Genomic DNA, 22,084 nt, shown 5'->3' on the forward strand with positions numbered 1-22,084 from the left:
GAGAATCAAGAACTTGCAAGAAAGCTCCAAGAATGTGAAGCAAAAATCGCGAAAGAGGATGAACGGCATCGTTGTGAAAACGCATCGATGATCATGACCTATCAAAATGAGCAGCTTAAGAAAAATCTTGTCGATGTTCAGGGGAATATGGCCTCTTCCGTTGCCTCTTCAAAAGAGAATATCGCGCAATCTACCGCACTTTTAGAAAATATCGTTGAACTCGGGCAAAAGGCCTCCGGAATTTCACATACGTTAGAGGGGCTAAACCATTTGGCACTGGAGTCTATGGATACGGTAAAAGCACTCTCTGATCGGGCTCAGGACGTGGCAAGTATATTGGTATTGATTAAAGATATCTCCGATCAAACGAATCTCTTGGCTCTTAATGCGGCGATTGAAGCGGCCCGTGCCGGCGAGCACGGGCGGGGGTTCGCCGTTGTTGCCGATGAAGTGCGCAAACTTGCCGATCGAACCGATAAAGCGATCAGCGAGATCAATATTTCATTACAATCGATGAAACAGGACGTAACGACGATCGGTGAAAAATTTGATCAGGTACAAGAAAGCATTGCAGACTCCAATGAATCGATCGGAAGCTTTAATGCCAATATGGATCATAATGCGCAGATGATGCGTGAAACCTTTGCCAGCACCGAACATACGGCTGAGAGAATTTTTATGAGTTTGGCGAAACTCGATCATATTGTCTGGAAAGTCAATACGTATCTCTCCGCAATCACCAGAAAAGAGCAGTTTAATTTTGTCGATCACCATAATTGCCGACTAGGTAAATGGTACTATGAAGGTGAAGGTGCTGATTTCTTCAAGAAAACGCCAAGCTATTCGGCACTTGAAACACCTCATTCGGTTGTCCATAACTCGACCCATAAGATTTTCGATTTGATGAAAACAGAGAGTGTCGGATCTGAACGGTTTGTCAAAGTTTTTGAAGAGATGGAACATGCAAGCGACGGTGTGTTTGCGACGTTGGATAGAATGCTTCAAGAGAAAAATTAATACAATGCTTCAATAAGTAGCATATAGAGTTCTTTTCTATATGCTCAAATTTCTACAAATACGTATAGAATTGTTCCGTTTTGATACTAAACGAAAATAATTTTCTAATTATGTTACGAAATATAACATTTATCTCCAAAACCCAATACAGCGATGTTTCTAATCGTGACAGAGTCGTCTAAATATCGGATCGATAAGGGTTTGTTTAATTCTCTTTTTGTTATAGTGCAACAACTGTTTTTATAAAAACCGTATACCGTGACGGAAAACTGCTTCGTAACGGGATATGCCATCAACCATAATAAAGGTCGGAACTATGGAGCATTACAACACAGCAAATCCTTATTTCGGGGTATTTGTACTGTTCGTGTTGACGTTTGGTGCATTTTATGCCACAACCGTCATTGCACGTTTAGCCAGCCGCGCATTAGCGGCTAAAGACACAGAAAAACTTAAAATGACCGTCTACGAATGCGGACCGGAAGTGACAAAACAGCCGAACCGTATTTCGACACAGTTTTATCTGTTCGCATTGTTGTTCTTGTTGTTTGATGTTGAGATTGTTTTCATGTTTCCGTGGGCAATCGATTTTAAACTCTTGGGTTGGTTCGGATTTGTCGAGATGATGATGTTCATCTTATTGTTGGCAATCGGTTTCGTTTACGCGTGGAAGAAGGGGGCTCTCGAATGGCACAACATCAAGTAAATTACTTAAAAGACGGCGGACTTCCCGTCGCATTGACGACCATCGACAAAGTGGTCAACTGGGGACGCTCGAATTCACTTTGGGCATTGACGTACGGTTTGGCGTGCTGCGGTATCGAAATGATGGCATCGGGTGCGTCACGGTATGACTTCGACCGTTTCGGTACGATTTTCCGGGCTTCTCCGCGTCAAGCCGAGCTGATGGTTGTTGCGGGAACGCTAACGAAAAAACATGCGGAATTTATTCGTCGTCTCTACGATCAAATGACGGAGCCTAAATGGGTTATCTCTATGGGTTCGTGTGCGAACACCGGCGGTATGTTTAATACTTACGCTACCGTTCAAGGGGTAGACCGCGTCATCCCTGTAGACTTGTACCTTCCGGGATGTGCTCCGCGCCCGGAAACTTTGCAATATGCGGTATTGCTGTTGCAGCAAAAAATCCGACGTGAAAGCGCATCGCGTGCGCAAAAACCGAAAAGGCTGATGTAATGAGAGCTTACACCCCTAAAGACGACGTACAGAAAAAACCCTACTACACCGACCGCTATTGGGTTGCCCCGCAGGTAGCGAAGATCGATGTAAGTGAAGACGAAGTATTTGCTCATGATTTGGAAGCGATCAAAGCTTCATTTGACGTATTGGATGCTTATATCCAAGTAGGACAAATGGTGGTAATTATCAATGCCGCTGATAACTACGGTGTCATTGAAATGATGAAAAATGAGCTCGGGTATAACCAGCTCTCCGAACTAAGTGCAATCGATTGGCTGGCGCAAGAGGGAAAATTCGAAATTTTCTATCAAATGCTCAGTATGAACAAACGCAAACGTGTCCGTATCAAATGCAAAATAGACGAGAAAGAATCGATTCAAAGTGTCTCGTCTTTATTCCGTTCGGCTGATTGGTCAGAGCGTGAAATGTACGATATGTTCGGTGTCGTCATCAACAACCATCCGTACATGAAACGTATTTTGATGCCGGACGATTGGGAAGGCTTTCCATTGCGTAAAACGTATCCGCTTCAAGGGGATGAGTTCGCCCAATGGTACGAGGTGGACAAACTCTTCGGTAAAGAGGCCCGTGATATTATCGGGCCGGAAATCCGCGACAGTGCACGGGTTGATAGATACGATACCGAGCGTTTTGCCCGTTTGGGACACGAAGTTCCACGCGGTTCCGACATCAGTCAAGGTGAACCGGATACTCCGCTATGTTACCAAGAGAGCGACGGTGTGTTCCTCATCGAAAAATTTGACGCAGAGAAGAGTGTCGTGATCTCTGATCGCGACCGTTAAGGATCATGTATGCAACAATCCAATAGATTAAGACCTTTTTTCGAAAATATTACGTTTGACCGTGCCGACAATGAATTGATTCTCAATTTCGGTCCTCAGCATCCTTCAGCTCACGGACAATTGCGTTTGATGCTCCATTTGCAGCAAGAGCAGATCACCAAAGCCCATCCGGATATCGGATACCTTCACCGCGGTATGGAGAAGATGGCGGAAAACATGATCTACAATGAGTTCATGCCGACAACGGACCGTATGGACTACATCGCGTCGAGTTCAAATAACTATGGGTTTGCACTTGCGGTTGAGAGACTGATCGGGCTTGATGTTCCTCGCCGTGCAAAAGTTATCCGCATGATGCTCCTAGAGACTAACCGTCTTATGTCTCACCTTTTCTGGTTGGCGACTACGGCACTCGATATCGGTGCGATGACGGTATTTTTGTTCGCATTCCGCGAACGCGAATATTTGATGGATTTGATCGAAGACTACTGCGGTGCGCGTTTGACCCATGCGGCAGTTCGTATCGGCGGTGTTCCTCTTGATTTGCCGGATAATTTCATCCCTGATTTGCGTAAATTCTTGGATAAATTGCCGGAAAACATCAAAGACTACGAAGACCTTTTGGATACCAACCGTATCTGGAAAATGCGTATGGAAAACGTCGGTGTAATCTCTAAAGAGATGGCTCAAAGCTGGGGCTGTTCAGGAATTATGCTTCGTGCATCGGGTGTTGAATGGGATATCCGCAAAGAAGAGCCGTATGAGCTTTATGACGAAGTCGATTTCAACGTTCCGGTTTCCGATAAAGGGGATAACTACGCACGTTATAAACTTTATATGGCAGAGATGCGTGAATCGGCGAAAATCTTGTACCAAGTACTCGATATGTATGAGGGGACTGGGCCGGAGTTGATGGCGCATGCGCCGCAATATATCTCGGCTCCGAAAATCGATATCATGACCCAAAACTACTCGTTGATGCAGCATTTCGTCTTGGTAACGCAAGGGATGCGTCCTCCGGTAGGCGAAGTGTATGTTGCGACCGAATCTCCGAAGGGGGAACTTGGCTATTTCATTAACAGCCAGGGTGGAGCTTATCCGTACCGTCTAAAACTCCGTGCGCCGTCGTTCTGGCACACAGGGATTTTGACCGACTTACTGCCGGGTCACTACATTCCGGACGTTGTATCTATCATCGGGACGACTAACATCGTCTTCGGTGAAGTAGACCGCTAAAAGGAGCATGCAGTGAAACGTTACGATTTACGTCATTTAAAAGAAAATTTTGCAGGCCGCATGTCCGAGATCATCAAAAATGAAGCAGTAAGCGGCGAAGTTGTGATTTTCTTGTTTGAGATCGGTGATTTTAGCCCCGTACAACAATCGGCTGATTTGGTTAAAGAGCTTGGGTGCGAACTCATGAATTCGTTGAAATTCAACGAAGCCGACTGGACCATTGTGGTCAAGAAATAAGGAACCGTTGTGAGTAAAGTCTATTTCTCCACGTGGCGGGGTGAGCAAATCAACAACATCGGCAAAAATGACGATGCTTGGGAAAATTCTGCTTATAACCTTCCGTTGGAATACAATGAACACGCCCATTCCAAAGCGTTTATCGGCTGGGACGGCGTAGCGCTTTTTAATCCTGATGTCGACGTGGTTCGTTTGGCAACAGAATACGCGGCGCAGTATCAGGTCTATTCCGAAGCGTGCGGGCGTTGTGCACCGGGACGATGGGGCGGACGTATTTTATACGACCTTCTCGATAAAATCGCTCGCGGTGAGGGATCAGTATCGGATATGGAGCATCTCAAAGAGGTTTCAAGAACGATGCAGGAAACTTCTAAATGTGAGATCGGTAAAACGGTTCCGAATCCGCTTCTTGATCTGATGACCCATTTCGAGTCGGATTTTATGGATTGCATCAACAACCAAAAACCGTCAAAACATTATCATTTGGAAGATACCAGCTATATTGCCAAAATCACGGCGCCGTGTATGGACGCATGTCCGGCACATGTCGACATTCCGGCCTATATCGAGGGTGTTCGCGATTTGCGATTTGACGATTCATTGATGGCGACCCGCCAAACGATGCCGCTTGCGCATACGTGTGGACGTGTCTGTCCTCATCCGTGTGAGACGGAGTGCCGACGTACCAACCTTGACGAGCCGATTTCGATCATGGAACTTAAACGTCTGGGTGCCGATTATGAGACCGATCACGGTTTCGGATTTTTTCATCCGAGTGAGAAAAAGCCTTCAATCGGCAAAAAAGTAGCGGTTATCGGTGCAGGTCCTGCAGGGCTTACGGGTGCGTATTATCTTGCATTGGACGGAATCGATGTCGATGTCTACGAAGAGCTTCCGGTTCTCGGCGGTGAAGTAGCGGTCGGGGTTCCGGAATACCGTATGCCGATCGATAAGTACAATCAAGATATTGAAGCGGTACGAAGTCTTGGGGTGAATTTTATCACCAATACGAAAGTGACCGCCGATATGATGCGTCAATTCGAAAACGACTATGATGCGACGTTGGTGGCGACGGGGACCCGTATTTCGAAAAAAGTCTATTGTGATAATGAACGTCCTGAAATTCAGGGTTATTGGGGAGCGATCGACTTTTTGGATAAAGTCAATCTCCAAGTGAAATACGACATTATGGTTCCTGAAGCGGATCAGAAACGTCATATGTTGCCTACGGATTTTGTCGATTTGACCGGAAAAACGCTTGTATGCGTCGGGGGTGGATTTACCTCAATGGACGTAGTCCGCTGCGCCATCCGTGCGAATGCCGCAAAAGTCGTCATGCTGTATCGCCGTGATGAAGCGACGATTATCAAAAATACGACGTATGAAGAGTATCACGAAGCGGTCGAAGAGGGCGTAGAGTTTATTTTTCACTCGGCGGTCGCAAAGATGAACGATGAGAACGATGTTCTCAAATCACTTGTTATTGATCGTTTCGAACTCGTCCCGGATCCGAACGGCGGTCGTCCGACACTCGAGAAAGTCGAGGGTGCGAGCTTTGAGATGGAGTGTGATTATCTGATCCCTGCCGTATCCCAAAGTGCTGATTTGAAACTGCTCCCTGAAGAGTGGGAAATTGAACGTACCTCTTGGGCGACGATCAAAACGAACGGGAAAGATTACATGACCTCACGCAAAGGGATCTTTGCGGCGGGAGACTGTGAATACGGTCCGATGACGATCGTTAATGCGGTCGGTCAGGCAAAGCGTGCCGCATCGGTCATGTCACGCTATGTCACCAGCGGAGAAATTACTTTGACGAATGATGAGATTATGGAAGATCACCTCCGTAAACTCAAAGTCTATAACAAAAAAGAGAAGATTCAAGGTTGGCTTCCGGGACTAGCGCGCCAACACAGCGAAGTTCTTACGGTCGATGAACGCAAAGACAATAACCGTGAGGTTAAATACGGGTTTACCCAAGAAGAAGCACTCGCGGAAGCAGAACGCTGTATGCGCTGTTATTACATTGCGATGGTAGCACACTAAGGAGGGATGGATGATCAATTTTACGATTAACGGCCAGCCCGTCATAGCAAACAAAGGGGAGACGATTCTCCAAGCGGCACGGAAAGCGGGATTCTATATCCCGACGATGTGTTATTTGGAAAAAACGACTCCGTGTGCATCATGCCGATTATGTGTGGTAGAGACCGACAAAACGGACGGCTTGATTCTCAGCTGCCAAACTCCGCCGACCGAAGGGTTGGCGGTAGTGATCGATTCGGATCGTCTCAAGACTGAGCGAACGAACATTATGCGTCTTTACGATGTTAATCATCCGTTAGAGTGCGGTGTGTGCGATAAATCGGGTGCATGCGACCTACAAAACAAAACGTTGGAGTTCGGTGTCTCTTCTCAGCATTTCAGTGCAAAAGATCAGCATCGTAAAATCGAGCACTGGGGACTGATCAACTACGATCCGTCTCTTTGTATTTTGTGTGAAAAATGTGTCCATGTCTGTAACGAAATCATCGGTGATGACGCGATCGAATTGCAATTCGGCGGGTACAAATCATCGGTTATTCCGAAAAACAGCGATGCACTCGATTGTACGTTCTGCGGCGAATGTATCGCGGTATGTCCTGTGGGTGCGTTGGTAAGCTCAAACTTTCAGTACAGTGCCAATGCATGGGAACTTAGCCAGATCCCTGCAACCTGTGTTCATTGTTCGGCAGGATGTTCATTGATGTACGAAGTGCGCCACACGTCAAACTTGACAGGCGCCAAAGATAAAATCTACCGTGTCACAAATGATTTCGAGCATACGACACTGTGCGGAGCGGGACGATTCGGATTCGATTTCAACGTAGAGGGAACCAAAGACGAAGCACAATTCGCTAAAGCGGTTGATGCGATCAAAAATGCGGACGCTATCCGTTTTAGTTCATTGATCACCAATGAAGAGGCGATGATCCTTCAAAGCCTCAAAGAGAAATTGGGTCTAAAACTTTACAATGAAGAGGCGCGTGCGTATCAAAACTTTATGAACGCATATGCATCGATCAGTGGAAAAACCGGTTTCGGCGGAAGTTTGGATGCGATTAAACAAAGCGACGGTATCATCGTTTTCGGCGGGCGTGTAACGACCGACAATCCTATGGTTCGTTATGCAATGACGACGGCTGCCCGCCATAACGGTGCGAAAGTCGTCTATATGCATCCGATCGAAGACGATCTTCTTCAAAATGTCGTGACGCAGTACGTCAAATACGAAGTGGGTACCGAAGAGGGTGTTGTTGCGATGCTTGCAAAAACGCTTCTGGAAAATGCGGATGTAAGCGATGAAACACGCCATTTTTTCGAAGGTCTTGACGAAGGGTATCTATGCGCCGAGAGTAATATCGGTGATGAAGAGTATGCCCGTATGGCCAAAACGTTTGCGAGAGCCAAACGCAAAACATTGGTGATCGGAAGCGACGTCCTCACTCATAAACGCGCAGCGAATATTTCCCGTTTGTGCGCAATGATCGAAACCTATACGGAGTTTTCGGTTGTTGTAATCGCACCGAGTGTCAATACGATCGGTGTTTCATTGATCTGTGATCTGGATGCTGACAACAACGGCGAAAATGTTGTCGGATACAATGCGGCGGGTTCGTATACCATGGGCTCATTTGATGAAGCGATGTTGAAATTGCCGTCTCTTAACTCTCAGGAGGGGACATTCGTCAGTATCAATCACCAAGTGCTTCCGACCAATGTTGCAGTCGCATTCGATGGGTATACGTTAAACGATTTGGCAAATGCTCTTGGACTATCGGCTCACAATACGATCGACTATACCGCACAGCTTCCGGAATCAAAAGGGTTTAACGGATCATCGTTTGATGATTTGGGGAATTTTTACAGTGCATTGGGCGAAGATAACCGCGGGTATGTCCTAGAAAATCGCGATGTAGAAGCTGACGGGAAACTAGAAGAGATTGATGATTTACCTGAGTTCAACGGTACGGTCGTATACCGCTGCAACCCGGTCAATCAGTTTAATACCTACACGGCTCGAACCGAACAGCTCGAAAAAGAGGCAATATTGCGCGGTTCGGCACAGTTTGCCGCTGCCGCAAAAATCGGTGATGGTGATAAAATTCGCATTGAATTTCCTCACAGCACCCAAGAGCGGATTTTTAAACTCGATTCTGCGATGAAAGGGACCATTGCATTGGTTCCGGCATACGATGTCGGATTCGGCGGTTTAAATGAGCAATACCGTTTTGAAAAGGTGAAAATTATGAGGATGGGGAGCGAATCATGAACGAAATCACGATTACCATAGACGGCCGCACTGTCCAGACGCAAGAGGGTGAATATATCCTTAATGCGGCACGGGCAAACGGGATATTTATCCCGGCGATCTGTTATTTGACACGATGTTCGCCGACACTGGCATGTCGTATTTGTTTGGTCGAAGCAGACGGCAAACAGGTCTATGCGTGTAATGCAAAAGCAAAAGAGGGGATGGAGATTACGACAACGACTCCGAATATCCTCGAAGAACGCAGAGCGATTATGGAAGTTTACGACGTAAACCATCCTCTAGAGTGCGGTGTCTGTGACCAGTCAGGTGAATGCGAACTTCAAAATTACACCTTAGAAGTCGGCGTAGACTCACAAAACTATGCGATTAAAGATACCCACAAACCGGCGCAGGATTGGGGATTGATTCACTACGATCCGGCACTGTGTATCATGTGTGAACGTTGTATTACCGTATGTAAAGATATGATCGGTGATGCGGCTCTCAGCACGGTTGCGCGCGGCAGTGATGCGATTCACGGCGAATACAAAGCGATGATGCCGAAAGACGCCTATGCGATGTGGAACAAACTTAACAAATCGCTGATCGCTCCAAACGGCGGGGACACACTCGATTGTACCAACTGCGGTGAATGTACGTCGGTATGTCCGGTCGGTGCGTTGGTGAGCAGTGATTATCAATACACTTCCAATGCATGGGAGCACAAACAAATCCCTGCAACGTGTGCCCACTGTTCTGCGGGATGTCAGCTCAGCTACGATATCAAACACACCAGTATCAGCAATCCGGAATCTAAAATCTACCGTGTCAAAAACGAGTGGAACTATGTATCACTGTGCGGTGCAGGACGCTACGGGTACGATTTCGAAAATCGTGATGTGAGCAAAGACAAAGCGGCATTCGATAAAGCGATCGAAGCGTTTAAAAAAGCCGATACGATTGCCTTTACCTCTACCATTACCAACGAAGAAGCAATGATTCTTCAACGTCTCAAAGAGAAATACGGATATCGCCTGGTGAACAGCGAAGCATTGGCGTTGAAAAACTTTTTGGGCAGTTACAGTGCAATCAGTAAGACATCACTTTACGGCGGCGATTTGAAACAGGTTCATGAAGCCGACTTCGTCGTATCCATCGGAAGTGCTCTTAAAACCGATAACCCGAATGCACGTTTTGCGATGAACAATGCACTGAGCATGAATAAAGGCTCAGGGCTTTATTTCCATCCGATCAACGATCCGGTGATTCAAGATATGTCTAAAAACATTACCCAGTTCAATCACGCTCCGATGATGGAAGAGGCGGCATTGTATTTGATGCTGGATCTTTTCGGTGACAAAGCGGCAATGCCGTCAGCCGTTACGGAGTATTTGGCAGGGTTCCATTCGACCAAAACCGTAACGATCGAAGAGAGCGTTGATGAAAAAGTGACTGAAACGGTAACGAAAAAAGTGCTTAACGAAGAGACCGGTGTTGAGGAAGAGGTAAGCGAAGAAGTTACCAAAACAATCAAGAAAAAAGTTTCCAAAGAGGTTGAAGTCGATGACAATGCCCTTTTCGGGCTTTTGAACGCGCCGGAAAAATTCGCTGAGACCTTGGAAAAATATTTGGCGAAAAAAGAAAAATTCGCCCTTATGGTCGGACCGGATCTTTATACCCATCCGAATGCGGCAAACTGCGCCCGTCTCGTCGCATTGATCGAAAAATACACTCCGTTCAGTGTTACAATGATTCCGAATCTTGCAAATACATTGGGTGCGGCGTTGATTTGTGATCTGGATTCGTCGCGCGGAAGCTATACCATCGGCTATAACACACGCGGTGATTTCACCCTTAGCGCATTAGGGAACGGCGATTTGGATATGCCGGCTCTGAACCAGCAGGAAGGGACATTGACCGGCATCGACAAGCGGGTTAATCCGACCAATGCGGCACTCGGCTACGGCGGATACGTACTCAATGATATCGCCAATGCATTGGGCATAACTGCGAAGTATACCGTTGATTATACGGCACAGCTTCCGGTGAAAAACGGATTTAAAGCACTCTCTTTTGATACATTGCCGAACTATTACACCAATGCCGGTGAAGAAGTCCGCGGGTATGTATTGGAAAACATTGCCGTAAACAGCGGGGGCGATGAGAGTGTTCAACCGTTGAATCCAAATGCGGCCATTCGTGAGAATGTGGTCTATTTGGCAAATCCGGTGTTGCAGTTTTCCGCGTTTACGGCAGCATCGCATCAACTTAACGCAAAAGGTGGTTTATACGCTTCGCATACGGCGATGCAGACGAACGGCTGGAGCGAAGGGGATGCATTGCGTGTTAAAACAGCACATGGCGAGCTGAGTGTCAATGTAATAGCTGACGGTAAGATCGGAGGAGATATTACATATCTCCCGACATTCGATACCGCTATCAACTCTGAAGCACTGTTTGACGGTTACCGTTTTGCGTGCGTATCAATTCAAAAGGTGTAAAGCATGGATGTAGCATTCATTATAGAAACGATCGTTAAAATCGTTGTCATCTTATTAATTTTCTCTGCGCTTGCGGGTCTTGGAACCTATTTCGAGCGTAAAGTGCTGGCGTTTATGCAACGCCGTTTGGGACCGATGCACGTCGGGCCGTTCGGTTTGCTTCAAGTTGCGGCGGACGGGATTAAACTCTTTACCAAAGAGGACATCATCCCGCAAAACGTAGTTAAGCCGATTTTTAAAATTGCTCCGGTCATTACGGCGGCAACGGCGTTTATGGCTTCTGCGGCAATCCCGTTTTGGCCACAATTTACGGTATTCGGATACACAGTGCATCCGATCGTTGCCGATATCAATGTCGGTATCCTCTACGTACTAGGGGTTATGGCAATCGGTTTGTACGGGCCGTTGCTCGGGGGGATGGCATCGGCGAACAAATGGTCACTGATCTCGGCTGCACGTAGTGCCGCCATCTTCATCTCGTATGAAGTTATTTCAGGGCTTTCACTGTTGGCGCCGCTTATGATGGTCGGGTCATTGTCGTTGATCGATATCAACAACTATCAAGCCGGCGGAATCGGAAACTGGATCGTCTGGTCGCAGCCTGTGGCATTTATCCTTTTTTGGATTGCTGCATTTGCCGAAACCGGACGTACTCCGTTTCACCTCGTTGCGAACGATCACGAGATCATTGACGGTTTCGGTACGGAGTATTCGGGTATGCGCTGGGGGATGTTCTTCATCGGTGAATATGCGAATATGTTCTTTATTTCGTTTGTAATCGCCATCATCTTTTTGGGCGGTTTTGGCGACGGTACGATTGCGGGAGCCATTCAGTTGCTTCTCAAAGTAGCGTTTTTCTTTTTCTTTTTCCTCTGGACACGTGCAGCATGGCCGGATATCCGACCTGACCAGTTGATGTGGTTGTGCTGGAAAGTTTTAATGCCGATTGCGGTGATCAACATTGTTGTCACCGGTATCGTGATGATGTTCTAAGGGGGTTGTGCTATGCATCATGAAGAAGTATTTACAGATCGAAATGTAAGTGAACACAGCGCTTATTATTACGTCGATATTGAAGCCTATCCGGAAAGCGGATGGGACAAGTTTAAACAAGTGCTCAAACGTGCGTTGCGCGGCGAGCTCTTTGTAGGGCTGTGGGTCGTATTGCGCGAGATGATCAAATTTGATATCCATACCGTTCAATATCCGAAAGAAAAACTGCCGATCGGGCCACGTTATCGTGCAGTACACAAACTTTTGCGTTTGTGGGAGTCGGGGTATGAGCGCTGTATCGGATGCGGATTGTGCGAAAAAATCTGTATTTCCGATTGTATCCGTATGGATACGCGCATCGATGAGAACAGCCGTAAAGAAGTAACCGAGTACAGTATCAACCTCGGGCGTTGTATTTTCTGCGGTTATTGTGCCGAAGTGTGTCCTGAGCTTGCAATCGTTCACGGACAACGTTATGAAAATGCGTCGGAACAACGGGCCCATTTCGTGATCAAAGACGATATGCTCACCCCGCTTGATTTGCTTAAAGCAGGCGAACAGGCGGAATACCCAGGCTTTGGTGCCATTATCCCAGGAAGCGACGCGTCGGTCAAAAAGACCCCGCTGGCGTATTAAGGAGTAGGAATGTTTGAAGCTATCGCTTTTTATCTGTTTGCAGCCCTCACCATTGTGATGTTTACCATCACCGTGATGACGTCTCAAGCACTGTATGCTATCACCGCAATGGCGGCTGGGATGATTTTTATTTCGGCATTTTTCTTTATTTTGGGTGCCGACTTTTTAGGTGCAATCCAAATTATCGTTTATACCGGAGCCGTTATGGCGCTCTATGCGTTCGGGATGATGTTTTTCGATACGACCCGCGACGTAGTTGAAAAACGGACTAACCCGCAAATCGTTTTTGTCCTAGGCGTTTTAGCGGCGGTCATGGTCGTTGCTATTTTCGTCGCACCGATCGTTTCGAATAATATTCAAGCACTTTATCCGATCCAAGAGAATATCGGAAACTCTCAAGCCGTCGGTATGGTTTTGTTTACCAAATACCTCGTTCCGTTTGAAGTCGCGGCGGTCATGCTGCTTGTCGCAATGATCGGCGGAATTATTTTGGCAGGGAAGAAAATGGACAAATCGTTGACATTGATGGCGGAAGAAGAGATCAGCACAATGGATGATATGACCGAAGAAGAAGTACAAGCAGGGGGGCACCACTGATGGAAGTTACACTGAGCCATTATCTTGTTTTATCAAGCATATTGTTCTCGATCGGTTTGATCGGGGTTATGCGCCGCAAAAATCTTTTGATGCTCTTTTTTGCAACAGAGATTTTGCTAAATGCAACCAATATCGCATTCGCTGCTATTTCTCATTATATCGGGGATTTGAGCGGTCAAATGTTTGCGTTCTTTATTATCGCGATTGCGGCATCTGAAGTGGCAATCGGATTGGGTCTTCTCATCGTATGGTACAAACGTACCGGTAAGATCGACCTAGATCAAATGAATTCAATGCGAGGATAAGCTATGGAACTTTATTTATATATTGCACTCTTCGCTCCGTTGGTCGGATCATTGTTTTCGGCATTGTTCACAGCGACACCAAAATCAAGCATTACGGGGTACGTAGCCTCAGGTCTGTTATTTACGTCGTTTGTAAGCAGTGCTATTTTGCTCAATTATGTCATGGGAGGCCATACCGTACACGTTGAGATGATGACGTGGATGGCGACGGGTGATTTGTATATCCCGTTCGGATTTGTTGTTGATCAGGTAAGCGTGGTCATGATGATGGTTGTTACGATCGTTTCAACCGTTGTACACGTTTATTCCATCGGATATATGGACCACGACAAAGGGTTTAACCGTTTCTTTGCATGGCTTTCGGCATTCGTATTCTCGATGATGGTACTCGTTATGAGTGACAATTTCGCAGGTCTTTTCATCGGATGGGAAGGGGTCGGTCTTTGTTCATGGGGGCTCATCGGATTCTGGTATCACAAAGAATCGGCAACATGGGCGGCAAACGAAGCGTTCATTATGAACCGTATCGCCGACCTTGGGATGTTGATCGGTATTTTCTTGATTTACTGGAACGTCGGTTCATTGCAGTACGATGTCGTATTTGCCGAAGTCGGTAATCTTCAGCCGGTAATTATTACGTGGATCGGTATTTTCCTATTCATCGGTGCTATGGGTAAATCGGCACAGTTTCCGTTACACACATGGCTTGCCGATGCGATGGAAGGTCCGACTCCGGTTTCCGCGCTGATCCATGCCGCAACCATGGTTACCGCAGGGGTATACCTTGTTGTCCGTGCAAATCCGATTTACGATCTGATTCCGAACGTCGGTATCTTTATCGCGAGCCTCGGTGCATTCGTTGCCCTTTTTGCGGCATCGATGGCATTGGTTAACCGTGATATGAAACGTATCATTGCGTATTCTACATTGTCACAACTCGGCTATATGTTCGTAGCAGCCGGATTGGGAGCGTATTGGGTTGCATTGTTCCACCTTATGGCACACGCATTTTTCAAAGCGCTCTTGTTCCTCGGTGCCGGTAACGTCATGCACGCAATGCACGATGAGCTTGACCCGTTCAAAATGGGGGGATTGCGCAAAGTGATGAAAGGGACATTCGTTATGATGACCCTCGCTTCGGTTGCGTTAGCGGGTATCTATCCGTTCGCCGGATTCTTCTCAAAAGATTTGATTTTAGAAGTCGGGTTTGTTGAGCATCATTATGTTATTTATACGGTATTGTTGTTGACGGCAGGGTTGACCGCATTTTATTCATTCCGTCTTGTCGCGTTGATCTTCCACGGGGAAGAGCGCTATAAACTTTTCGGTATCCATCCTCATGAGGCGTATAAATTTATGTTGGTGGCGATGTCGCCGTTGCTTGTACTGGCAATTATTGCAGGTTCGTTTAAAATGACCTACTACCAATTGGTGATCAATCTTCTTCCATCGACGCAGTACCATGTTCACAGCGCAACGACGTTTTGGATTATGACGATCGGAACGCAGCTGTTTGTTATCCTTGCCATTCTTTTTGCGTACAAAAAATACAGCAACTGGAACAGTGTACCGGATGGAACGTCTAAAATGGAAAAAAGCTTTGGCTACAAATTGTTGTGGAATCAATATTACATTCCAAAAATCTATGACGAGGTTTTTTCGAAGCCGTATCTTGAACTTTCTAAAATCGCATGGAAACAGATCGATCTTAAAATCGTCGATGCAACCGTCGATGCGATTGCCAATGCAATTTACAAAACGGGTGAGAATACACGCGATATCCAAAACGGAAATCTTTCATCTATGCTTCGTTGGATGGTTGTCGGTTTGGTTGTACTAATGACACTAGCCGTTGCCTTTAACGTTGGGTACAACGTGTTTGGCGCTTAAGGAGTAATGATGATAGATCATATTTTAACACTTTTAATTTTCTTCCCTGCATTGGCAGCAATGCTTGGATTTGTCGTCACAAAAGATAGTATGAGAGCCTACGGTATCGCCGTAGCATTCATCGAGTTTGTCCTCTCTTTGTGGTTGTGGTATGCATACGATCCGATGATTTCGGGAATGCAGTTTATGGAGTCTATGCCGTTGATTCCGGCGTTTGGTATTAATTACCTTCTCGGTGTTGATGGAATTTCGCTCTTTATCATCATTCTTTCAACGTTTTTCACGTTGATCGGCATCGCGTCATTGACCGAAAAACGCCGTATAAAAGATTTGATTATCACGTTGTTGTTCCTTGAGATGACAATGGTGGGTGTTTTTGCGGCTTTGGATGCGATTGTCTTTTACGTATTCTGGGAACTCTCTTTGGTTCCGATGCTCTACATCATCGGTGCATGGGGCGGACCGCTACGTATTTATGCGTCGATCAAGTTTTTCCTCTACACCTTTACAGGGTCGTTGGTGATGTTGGTCGGTATGCTGTTTATGGCCTATTTTTATTACCAAGCGACCGGTCAATGGAGCTTCTCGATCCTTGAATGGTACCGTTTGATTTTGCCGGAAAACTTCCAATTGTGGCTGTTTGCGGCATTTTTCCTCGGTTTTGCGATCAAAGTTCCGATGTTCCCGTTTCATACATGGCTTCCGTATGCGCACGGTCAGGCACCGACCATCGGTTCGGTTATCCTTGCGGCAATTTTGCTTAAAATGGGAACCTATGCGTTTGTCCGTTTCTCTTTGCCGTTGTTCCCGGATGCATCGGTATTTTTCATGTTCCCTATCGCAATCATTGCGATCATCATGATTATTTATACGGCGATGGTAGCGTATGCGCAAGAAGATATTAAACAAGTCGTTGCGTACAGTTCGGTATCCCACATGGGGGTTATTATCCTCGGAACTTTCGCATTGAACGTTGAGGGGGTGAGCGGATCGGTATTCTTGATGCTCGCTCACGGGGTCGTTTCCGGTGCTCTGTTCTTGCTTGTGGGTGTTATCTACGATCGTCGCCATACAAAACTGATGTCAGAGTTCGGTGGTCTTGCATCCGTAATGCCGCGTTATGCGACTATTTTCGGAATTATGATGATGGCATCGGTCGGATTGCCGCTTACGATCAACTTCGTCGGGGAGTTTTTAAGTCTTTTAGGCTTTTACAAACAATCTCATATGTTGACGTTGACGGCTGGGGTAGCGATTATCGTCGGTGCGATCTATATGCTTTCAGCGTATAAAAAAGCCTTTTTCGGCCCTGTAACGAATGAAGCTAACCGCCATCTAAAAGATGTCAATCGTACAGAGCTTTTAGGATTGATTCCTTTGGTTATCGTCGCTATCTGGCTAGGGGTTTATCCGAAACCGGTTTTAGAGCCGATTAATAACAGTGTTGAATCGGTGATTCAGCTTATGCACGATAAAGCGCAAAGTCCTGAAGCGAAAGAGCGCATCCCTGATCTATCAGGTAAAAACGGGATTATTTCTATGAAGGAGGCGAACTAATGTTAGAGCCGATTCATGTTTCTCTGGCGTCGCTTAATTTAGCGACGTTGGCTCCGATGCTCATTGCTATCGTCGGTGCATTGGGTATTTTAGTCATTGATATGGTGAAAGGTGGATTGAACAAAACGCTATACGTTATGGTCAGTCTTCTCTTTTTGCTTCTCGATTTGGGTGCATTGGTCGATTTCGCCGGTGTATTTATCAAAAACGGGACGGTGTTAGGATTCTTTGATGTCATGCTGATGGACGGGATCGCTATTCTGTCTCAGATTATTATCGTTGTCGGATCGATGTTATTTATCCCATTGGCTTTAACGTCAAAACGATTCCACGAGTACAACTATCCGGAATATTTCGCTCTGTTCTTGTTTATGATTGCGGGATTTCAGTTTATGGTTGCAACCGACAATCTTATTTTGATTTTTGTCGGACTTGAGACCGCATCATTGGCACTGTATACATTGATCGCATTGCACAACCGCTCAAAATCGTTTGAAGCGGCGGTAAAATATTTTACCATGGGTGCTTTAGCAGCAGGTTTTTACGCGTTCGGTTCCATGATCCTTTATGCGATCAGCGGTTCGGTTGAGATTAACCAAATCGCAACGATATTGGCGGAAGATCACTACAGAAACATAGGTTTTGTATTGCTTGCAATGGCGTTTATGATTGCGGCATTCGGATTTAAGCTTTCAATGGTTCCGTTTCATACATGGACGCCGGACGTTTATGAGGGTTCATCTGCGGCACTTGCCGGATACATGTCGATTGTTCCTAAGATTGCGGCATTTGTCGTGGCGATGCGCTTGTTTGAATTCTTGGTTCACAGCGGTATCGTATGGCTTCAAGTGATCTTGTATATCGGGGTTGTCGTAACGATGACCGCATCAAATATCTGGGCGTTGGTTCAAACCGATGTCAAACGGATGCTGGCGTACAGTTCGATCAGTCATGCCGGTTTTGTAATGTCGGCTATTTTGATCGGTACGACCCAAGCCAATACCGGCCTCTTTTTATATTGGGCATTGTTCAGCTTTACCAATCTCGGTGCATTTACCATGCTGTGGGTAAACCGTCAGAAAAATCTTTTACCGGGACAAAGTTCGGATCATCCGTACGAAAAATTCTCGGGAATGATCAAAACGATGCCGATGGGTGCGGTAATGATGGGGCTCTTTATGCTTTCACTCGCAGGGATTCCTCCGTTTGGTCTCTTCTGGGGTAAAATGTACATGATCGGAGCGGCGGTAAGTGCCGGATACACCGTGTTGGCACTTATTATGGCGCTTAACTCGGCAATCGCCGGGTACTATTATTTAAAACTCATCGTTTTCATGTTTATGAAAGAGCCGAGAGTGGGATATGAGAAATATTATTTTATGAATGCCTCCCTCTCCCTTAGAACCATTATCGGTCTTGCGGCGGTCGGAACGATTTTTGCCGTATTTGCGGTAAACCCTTTGTTGAAAGTTATTACGCTATTCGTGTATAATAGCGGCTATTAAAAGGAAACAAAAGGGGAAGGATTGAAGTTCTGGATTATTTTATCCCTTTGTCTTCCCCTCTTCGGACTTGAACTCTCTATTCAAAGCGGCAAAGAAGAGGGTGAAAAATTTAGTATTCTTCATCTTCGTCATACTGTCCCCTTTGCGTGTAAAGCAATGGACGATGAATTCGGTGAAACAAAGCGGATTGAGTGTTATCTTCCGACACCGCCTAAACAAAATTTTTCTCCTATCGATAACGGACAACTGTTAGTATCCTCTTCAACAACATCGAATGGTTATACGATTACCGTACTTCCAAAATCAAAAATCAAACTTATTCCGGTCCTCTTTAATCTGACAAAAACGAAAGAGACATATCAAAATGATGCGAAAAAAGCATTTCATTGGAATATTGTCGGATATCAAAGTAATCTTCCCCTTATTAGTCTTTCTTCATCCTCGGCAACCGCAATTAATTTCCCGATCAAAATTGCAAAAAGTCCCCCTCCCTTTGTCGGCGGGCTAGACCTAAAAGGTAATCCGATCAAAATTACGCGGGTACAAGATGTCACCGATTATATGGAGATGAAGAAAGCGTATGCGGCAAAAAATTATATCAAAGTCATTGACCGTGCCGAAAATACTCTAAAAGAATATCCGAATACAGTTTTCAAAAATGAGCTGATGCTCTATCAAATCCGCTCATACCATCAGCTGGGGGAATTTGAAAAAGTTTTGGCATTATCCAAACGTTTTTTACGGGAATTTTCGTCCGATCCTGGACTTGCGGAGGTTTTGACCTATACGGCCAACGCCTACAGTAAGATCGGACAAATAACCGATGCCGATTATTTCTTTGACAGGCTGTTTGATGAGCAAGGCGACAGTCCGTTTGCTCCGCAAGGAATGATTTATAAGGCAGAGCAGCTGGAGACGAACGGAGAACCGAAAAAAGCGGCGCAATATTATAAAAAAGCACTCTCGTCAACAACAGACGTAGCCATTGCGTCCAAAGCGGCATTTAAACTCGCCCAGAGTGAACTAATGAGCGGAGATGTTCAAAAAGCGGCACAGTATGTTGATAAAATCATAACGGTGAATCCTGATTATTTCAGTGAAGTAACAGATGACGCGATAAATATGGCCACTTCCTTTATGGATAAAAAAGATCCTAAAACGGCTGCCAGACTCACGGAAGCGCTATTGAACAAAAGTGATAAGAAGTCGGATAATTATCAGCTATTGCTTAAAAATCTCGGGCTCCAATTAGCAAAAGCCGGAAAGCGGGGCGAAGCATTAAAGCGCTTTAACGAATATTTAGAAAGTTTCAAATACGGTGATTATGCCGAAGAGGTAAGACGGGCAAAAGACGGCCTCTTTTTTAATGAAGGGGATACCAATACGACGGAAGAGATCAAGAAATACAACGACTTGATCGATCGCTACGGAGACGACAGTGTCGGACGAAAAGCGCTGTATAAAAAAGCACAGCTATTGCTTAAAGAGAAAAAATACAAAGAGGTATTGGACATTGAGAGTGATCTTTATCGATTGGATTCGACCGAGTATCCCGAAACCAATCAGCTGATTTCAAAAAGCGCTATCGGATTTGAAAAGTCCCTTTTAAAAGAGGGAAAATGCGCCGATGCGATGAAATTCCAGAAAATGTATAAAATTAAACTTCTTCCGGAGTGGGATGAATCGCTATTTAACTGTGCATTGAAAACAGCACAATATCCGACGGCTAAGAAAATAGCGCAGAGTCATCTGAAATCTAATTCTGTAGCCGAACGGCAGATTTGGCTCTTTAGAATGGTAAAAACGCAGTTCGGGTTAGGAGAATATAAAGCGGCGAGCAAGGGAGGAGAAGAGCTGATCACCCTTTTGGGGGTACAAAAGAATCCGCCTCTCAATGAGATTTATCGTATCATGTTTGATGCCGCTCAACGTGTAGGGGACAGCGATGCAATGATTCGCAATATCAAATCAATCGAAGGCGTTTTTCCGAATGATTTTACCGATATTGAACGCTATACCCAAATGGTGAGTTTAGGGCTGAAACGCAAAGACGAGGCGATGACACAGACATATTCACGCAAAGTCATTACGTTGCAGGAACGGACAAAGAGCTATACACAAAGCCCTTATATCGAGTTCACATTGGCACAGTCGTATCAAAATCTAGGTAAAGACACGGATGCTCTAAATGTATTAAAAACGTTAAACAAACAAAAACTTAATACGGAAAAACGTGCCCGACAGCAGTATCTTATCGGTGCGATTGAGCAAAAACTAGGGCGCAAACGTGAAGCACGTGATGCGTTTAACGCGAGTATCAAAGCGGACAAAAATTCCGCATGGGGCAAACTGGCTAAAGACGCACTAGCGCTGTTTTAAAATCGAATCCGCAATGTTTTCCAGTTCGTGGGACGAAGCGCTTGCTCTTAGAGTAAACTGGTGAATATTAAATGTCTGCTGACGCTTTGCCAGCTGTCCCGTATGGATACTAACGAGTTCTATTAGCTCAGGCTTTGAAATCTTTCCATCTAGGTATTCTAGTGTTTCAATAATGCCGATAGCTTTCATGCTATTCGGTACTCTTCCGTATTTTCGTTCCAGTTCGGCCACTTCATCAATTAATCCCGCATCTACCATTTTCCGGGTCCGCAGAGCAATTCTATCCCTCAACAACGTACGATCGATATCCAAATGCAATACGGGGCACTCTGTGATGATCGGCGAAGGGGGATTTGTACGAAACCATTCGCTTGGAGCTGTTTGCGTCTCCAGATAGATCAAAAGCATCTTCTCGATACGGTAGGCATCGCTAGGAGCAATTTTTCCCATGCTGATAGGATCGACGCTGCTTAGCAGTTTATGGCACTCCGAGAGATCGCAGAGCATCTCTTTAGTTTTTAGGAGCGTATCGGATGAAAAATCGGGAATTTCGGATAACCCCTCAATCATACTTTTGAGATAAAAACTGCTTCCGCCGACAATGATAACGTTTTTATCATTCAGTATCGCCTGATCGCAAATACGGTTATACTCATCGATAAAGGTCATAACGCTGGCATTTTCATCAGGATTCAGACGATCAACCCCGAAGTGCTCAATTTTGGCTAATTCGCCTTTTGTAGGCTTTGCGGAGGCAATATCGATCTCTTTATAGATACTGAGAGAGTCGATTGAGAGGATCAACGCATTATATTTTTCTGCAAGTTTGAGGGCAAGATCACTCTTTCCTGATGCTGTCGAGCCGATAAGCGCTAATTGTTTCATGAAGACAATTATACCCAATAGGGCACAAGCTACCCCAAAAGGGGTGTAT

At 45.6% G+C, this 22,084-nt stretch carries 18 protein-coding genes and 1 pseudogene; 18 read left to right on the forward strand and 1 reads right to left on the reverse strand.

The annotated features are described in order from the left end of the window. Window positions 1-147 precede the first annotated feature (147 nt). The 18 genes and pseudogenes from SULKU_RS15410 to SULKU_RS01425 form a co-directional block, all read left to right on the forward strand. Window positions 148-579: pseudogene (locus SULKU_RS15410) on the forward strand (methyl-accepting chemotaxis protein); the annotation flags it as partial. 99 nt (window positions 580-678) lie between these two features. After that, window positions 679-1,017, forward strand: a complete 339-nt coding sequence (locus tag SULKU_RS15415) for a CZB domain-containing protein (protein WP_245535165.1) — start codon at window positions 679-681, stop codon at window positions 1,015-1,017. A 316-nt stretch (window positions 1,018-1,333) separates the two neighbouring features. Next, entirely contained in the window at window positions 1,334-1,723 is a 390-nt protein-coding gene (locus tag SULKU_RS01350) for an NAD(P)H-quinone oxidoreductase subunit 3 (protein WP_013459128.1), read from the forward strand. Beyond that, window positions 1,705-2,214, forward strand: coding sequence for a NuoB/complex I 20 kDa subunit family protein (locus SULKU_RS01355; protein WP_013459129.1), 510 nt, complete (start codon window positions 1,705-1,707; stop codon window positions 2,212-2,214). Before SULKU_RS01350 ends, SULKU_RS01355 begins: the two co-directional genes overlap by 19 nt. Beyond that, window positions 2,214-3,020 carry an NADH-quinone oxidoreductase subunit C gene (locus SULKU_RS01360; RefSeq protein WP_013459130.1) on the forward strand — a complete coding sequence of 269 codons (807 nt, stop codon included), beginning with the start codon at window positions 2,214-2,216 and terminating at the stop codon, window positions 3,018-3,020. Before SULKU_RS01355 ends, SULKU_RS01360 begins: the two co-directional genes overlap by 1 nt. Window positions 3,021-3,029: 9 nt before the next feature. Further along, window positions 3,030-4,256 carry an NADH dehydrogenase (quinone) subunit D gene (nuoD, locus tag SULKU_RS01365; RefSeq protein WP_013459131.1) on the forward strand — a complete coding sequence of 409 codons (1,227 nt, stop codon included), beginning with the start codon at window positions 3,030-3,032 and terminating at the stop codon, window positions 4,254-4,256. A gap of 12 nt (window positions 4,257-4,268) precedes the next feature. Then, window positions 4,269-4,493, forward strand: a complete 225-nt coding sequence (locus SULKU_RS01370) for an NADH-ubiquinone oxidoreductase subunit E family protein (RefSeq protein WP_013459132.1) — start codon at window positions 4,269-4,271, stop codon at window positions 4,491-4,493. Between the two features lie 9 nt (window positions 4,494-4,502). Then, a complete protein-coding gene (locus SULKU_RS01375; RefSeq protein WP_013459133.1) occupies window positions 4,503-6,539 on the forward strand; it encodes an FAD-dependent oxidoreductase in 2,037 nt (678 codons plus the stop codon). A 10-nt stretch (window positions 6,540-6,549) separates the two neighbouring features. Next, the gene (locus SULKU_RS01380; protein ID WP_013459134.1) at window positions 6,550-8,805 is read left to right on the forward strand and encodes a 2Fe-2S iron-sulfur cluster-binding protein; all 2,256 of its coding nucleotides are present in this window, start codon (window positions 6,550-6,552) and stop codon (window positions 8,803-8,805) included. Continuing rightward, entirely contained in the window at window positions 8,802-11,288 is a 2,487-nt protein-coding gene (locus SULKU_RS01385) for an NADH-quinone oxidoreductase subunit G (RefSeq protein WP_013459135.1), read from the forward strand. Before SULKU_RS01380 ends, SULKU_RS01385 begins: the two co-directional genes overlap by 4 nt. A 3-nt stretch (window positions 11,289-11,291) precedes the next feature. Continuing rightward, a complete protein-coding gene (nuoH, locus tag SULKU_RS01390; protein WP_013459136.1) occupies window positions 11,292-12,281 on the forward strand; it encodes an NADH-quinone oxidoreductase subunit NuoH in 990 nt (329 codons plus the stop codon). Window positions 12,282-12,293: 12 nt separating this feature from the next. After that, window positions 12,294-12,917: an NADH-quinone oxidoreductase subunit NuoI gene (nuoI, locus tag SULKU_RS01395; protein ID WP_013459137.1), complete on the forward strand. Its 624-nt coding sequence runs from the start codon at window positions 12,294-12,296 to the stop codon at window positions 12,915-12,917. A 9-nt stretch (window positions 12,918-12,926) separates the two neighbouring features. Next, a complete protein-coding gene (locus SULKU_RS01400; protein WP_013459138.1) occupies window positions 12,927-13,514 on the forward strand; it encodes an NADH-quinone oxidoreductase subunit J in 588 nt (195 codons plus the stop codon). After that, on the forward strand, window positions 13,514-13,819 hold the full coding sequence (gene nuoK, locus SULKU_RS01405) for an NADH-quinone oxidoreductase subunit NuoK (RefSeq protein WP_013459139.1): 306 nt from the start codon (window positions 13,514-13,516) through the stop codon (window positions 13,817-13,819). Before SULKU_RS01400 ends, nuoK begins: the two co-directional genes overlap by 1 nt. A 3-nt stretch (window positions 13,820-13,822) precedes the next feature. Beyond that, window positions 13,823-15,709, forward strand: coding sequence for an NADH-quinone oxidoreductase subunit L (gene nuoL, locus SULKU_RS01410; protein ID WP_013459140.1), 1,887 nt, complete (start codon window positions 13,823-13,825; stop codon window positions 15,707-15,709). Window positions 15,710-15,718: 9 nt separating this feature from the next. Further along, window positions 15,719-17,266, forward strand: a complete 1,548-nt coding sequence (locus SULKU_RS01415) for an NADH-quinone oxidoreductase subunit M (protein WP_013459141.1) — start codon at window positions 15,719-15,721, stop codon at window positions 17,264-17,266. Beyond that, the gene (gene nuoN, locus SULKU_RS01420) at window positions 17,266-18,771 is read left to right on the forward strand and encodes an NADH-quinone oxidoreductase subunit NuoN (protein WP_013459142.1); all 1,506 of its coding nucleotides are present in this window, start codon (window positions 17,266-17,268) and stop codon (window positions 18,769-18,771) included. The genes SULKU_RS01415 and nuoN overlap by 1 nt, the downstream gene beginning before the upstream one ends. 21 nt (window positions 18,772-18,792) lie before the next feature. After that, window positions 18,793-21,150, forward strand: a complete 2,358-nt coding sequence (locus SULKU_RS01425) for a tetratricopeptide repeat protein (protein WP_013459143.1) — start codon at window positions 18,793-18,795, stop codon at window positions 21,148-21,150. Here the strand turns inward: SULKU_RS01425 and miaA are convergent. Beyond that, on the reverse strand, window positions 21,136-22,035 hold the full coding sequence (miaA, locus tag SULKU_RS01430; protein ID WP_013459144.1) for a tRNA (adenosine(37)-N6)-dimethylallyltransferase MiaA: 900 nt from the start codon (window positions 22,033-22,035) through the stop codon (window positions 21,136-21,138). The genes SULKU_RS01425 and miaA overlap by 15 nt on opposite strands. Window positions 22,036-22,084 lie beyond the last annotated feature (49 nt).

Source organism: Sulfuricurvum kujiense DSM 16994 (genome assembly GCF_000183725.1).
Classification (GTDB): domain Bacteria; phylum Campylobacterota; class Campylobacteria; order Campylobacterales; family Sulfurimonadaceae; genus Sulfuricurvum; species Sulfuricurvum kujiense.

Bases quoted from the DNA above. Each gene is read 5' to 3' on its own strand.
- SULKU_RS01385 (WP_013459135.1), top strand. From the start codon at position 8,802: ATGAACGAAATCACGATTACCATAGACGGCCGCACTGTCCAGACGCAA.
- SULKU_RS01400 (WP_013459138.1), top strand. From the start codon at position 12,927: ATGTTTGAAGCTATCGCTTTTTATCTGTTTGCAGCCCTCACCATTGTG.
- nuoK (WP_013459139.1), top strand. From the start codon at position 13,514: ATGGAAGTTACACTGAGCCATTATCTTGTTTTATCAAGCATATTGTTC.
- nuoD (WP_013459131.1), top strand. From the start codon at position 3,030: ATGCAACAATCCAATAGATTAAGACCTTTTTTCGAAAATATTACGTTT.
- SULKU_RS01355 (WP_013459129.1), top strand. From the start codon at position 1,705: ATGGCACAACATCAAGTAAATTACTTAAAAGACGGCGGACTTCCCGTC.
- SULKU_RS01360 (WP_013459130.1), top strand. From the start codon at position 2,214: ATGAGAGCTTACACCCCTAAAGACGACGTACAGAAAAAACCCTACTAC.
- SULKU_RS15415 (WP_245535165.1), top strand. From the start codon at position 679: ATGAGTTTGGCGAAACTCGATCATATTGTCTGGAAAGTCAATACGTAT.
- SULKU_RS01350 (WP_013459128.1), top strand. From the start codon at position 1,334: ATGGAGCATTACAACACAGCAAATCCTTATTTCGGGGTATTTGTACTG.
- miaA (WP_013459144.1), bottom strand. From the start codon at position 22,035: ATGAAACAATTAGCGCTTATCGGCTCGACAGCATCAGGAAAGAGTGAT.
- nuoL (WP_013459140.1), top strand. From the start codon at position 13,823: ATGGAACTTTATTTATATATTGCACTCTTCGCTCCGTTGGTCGGATCA.
- nuoN (WP_013459142.1), top strand. From the start codon at position 17,266: ATGTTAGAGCCGATTCATGTTTCTCTGGCGTCGCTTAATTTAGCGACG.
- nuoI (WP_013459137.1), top strand. From the start codon at position 12,294: ATGCATCATGAAGAAGTATTTACAGATCGAAATGTAAGTGAACACAGC.
- SULKU_RS01380 (WP_013459134.1), top strand. From the start codon at position 6,550: ATGATCAATTTTACGATTAACGGCCAGCCCGTCATAGCAAACAAAGGG.
- nuoH (WP_013459136.1), top strand. From the start codon at position 11,292: ATGGATGTAGCATTCATTATAGAAACGATCGTTAAAATCGTTGTCATC.
- SULKU_RS01415 (WP_013459141.1), top strand. From the start codon at position 15,719: ATGATAGATCATATTTTAACACTTTTAATTTTCTTCCCTGCATTGGCA.